Origin of the sequence: Moritella viscosa, assembly GCF_900120065.1 — a bacterium.
GTDB classification, from domain to species: domain Bacteria; phylum Pseudomonadota; class Gammaproteobacteria; order Enterobacterales; family Moritellaceae; genus Moritella; species Moritella viscosa.
In genome coordinates this window covers 1-2,181 of record NZ_FPLG01000153.1, presented here as the reverse complement: position 1 = coordinate 2,181, position 2,181 = coordinate 1, and the positions used below count along the sequence as shown (strand labels likewise).

The 2,181-nt window shown below is 32.6% G+C and carries 1 protein-coding gene; it reads left to right on the top strand.

From position 1 onward, the window contains the following. Positions 1–633: 633 nt before the first annotated feature. Complete coding sequence (locus tag BT797_RS22205; protein WP_075473579.1) at positions 634–1,983, top strand: sphingomyelin phosphodiesterase; 1,350 nt, start codon at positions 634–636, stop codon at positions 1,981–1,983. The last annotated feature ends 198 nt before the right edge of the window (positions 1,984–2,181 follow it).

Below are 2,181 nucleotides of genomic sequence, written 5' to 3'. Positions count from 1 at the left end.
AGAATCAGTAATTACCAAGTTTGGGTCTTCATAATCATAACTAGCGGCAGTACAACCCAATGATGTTAATAATAAAAATGATATAATTGAAATATTACGCATACCAACAAACCGATTAAGAAAATAATAATTTTCATAGTAATATAATATGAATAAAAATGACAAGAAAAACATCTACATCCCCCCTAAAACTATCGTTACTTTAACTGTACAAGCTATTAAATTTATCTAAATACACATACGTTATTAGGCGCACTGAACACATGCAGTCACAAGTGTGCTTAATCCAAACATATAGCTGATAGCGATAGCCTTAATTGTTTAGCACCTGCTTTTATAGTTTGATCCCCTAGTATTTTTGCTATTTGTATCTAGATGTTTTCTCGACAAAGATAGAATTGATAGAGTAACTCATTAGATGATAATGTAAATCATTTGCATTGCGGTGCGTGATTATGCAGAATAGATACCCTTAGTGACATCTTGTATAAGTGTCGATATTTACTAAAACATAGTTGTATTTTAAATCGACATTACCAAGTGTTTAAATACCATTTAGTAAACTGACTAAATCAATTTTTTTACGATATTTATTAAAGGTATATTTACCATTTAATTAAAAAGGTAACTGAAATGATAAAGAATTTAATATTATTTGTAATAGTTAGCGTGACATTTTCTTGCTCAAATGCTTGGGCGCAAAGTTATATCTATTTAACTAATAATACTCTTCAACCATTGGAAATCACAGTTAATCAAAGTGGCTCACCTCTGGTTAAAGGGGAGTCTTGGTTTCAACATGCCGTGTCAGTAGCTCCGCTGGCAACTGTGCGTTATTTAGAAATGAATCGTGATAAGGGGATTAAATCGGGAAAAGATTATTATTTTGATACGACAGTTACTGCTGAAGATGGTAGTAACGTTGTTCTTAAACAAAAATTAACTGGTACTTTGACTTTTAGTAATATTTGGCACGGTACTAAGGAGTCTAACTGGTTTCAAGATCGGAACATTCACACTGTTAATCAAGAATTTGCTGGTGAAGATACCACCATCGCTTTTAAGTCTGAGTTTGCTCGCGTCAATGGTGATGATTATTATTATGTTATTCATCCTAAACAGGCCAGTACATCACGCGGTTTAAACAATAATCTTAATGTACTGGCTTATAATGTATGGGCTTTATTACCAGAACTTTTACCAGGAGTTACTTCCGTAAAGGTAAAAGAGCGTTTACGCCTGATTAAAGATAAAATAAAGGGCTATGATGTGGTTGTATTTTCGGAGCTGTTTGATAATTATAACCGAAATATATTTTTAAATGGATTAAAGTCTGAGTATCCTTATCAGACTAGCGTAGTTGATAAATCAGGATCTTTAGAAGATGGTGGTGTAGTAATATTGAGTCGTTGGCCAATTAAAAAAGAAGTTCAAATGACTTTTGATAATTGTGATGGTACTGATTGTCTATCTGCAAAAGGGGTTATGTATGTCCAAATTAATAAGGGTGGTAATTCTTACCATATTTTTGGTAGCCATACACAAGCATGGACAAAAGAAAAAAATCAAATGACACGCACTAAGCAGTTTAATCAAATGCGTGATTTTATTGATAATCAATCTATTAGTGGTGCAGATCCAGTCATTATTGCGGGAGACCTTAATGTCGATAAGACTAAATACCCGCATGAATATGATCATATGTTAAGAACTCTAAGTGCGGAAGAACCGCCTAGAGACGGTGGTTATGAATATACCTATGATGGCACTGTTAATAACTGGACAAACGGTGAAAAAGAAAATTTAGATTATGTCTTATATTCGACTTCACATTTGGTACCTATGACATCGTCATCTAAAGTACTCGTCCCTCGTAGCATTCACCCCGATGTATTTCCAATGTTTGATCTTTCTGATCATTTTGCTATCACAGGTAATTTAACCTTTAATATACCTGAAGGTGATAAAGATACAGTTGATTAGAACTACAAATTTTTGATATATATGTTACTTATTAAATCCCGATATACTGTATCGGGATTTTAATCCCTCCGATTTGTATCCTAATAGCATCACAAATGGAGTTATAGGATTTTATTTCTTGTTCGTGTATTTATGTTATTCATTTTATTTAAAGTCGTTATTCCTAACTACCTAATTATAATTAATAGTTAATTTGTT

Coding starts and splice junctions, on each gene's coding strand:
- BT797_RS22205 (WP_075473579.1), top strand. CDS start 634: ATGATAAAGAATTTAATATTATTTGTAATAGTTAGCGTGACATTTTCT.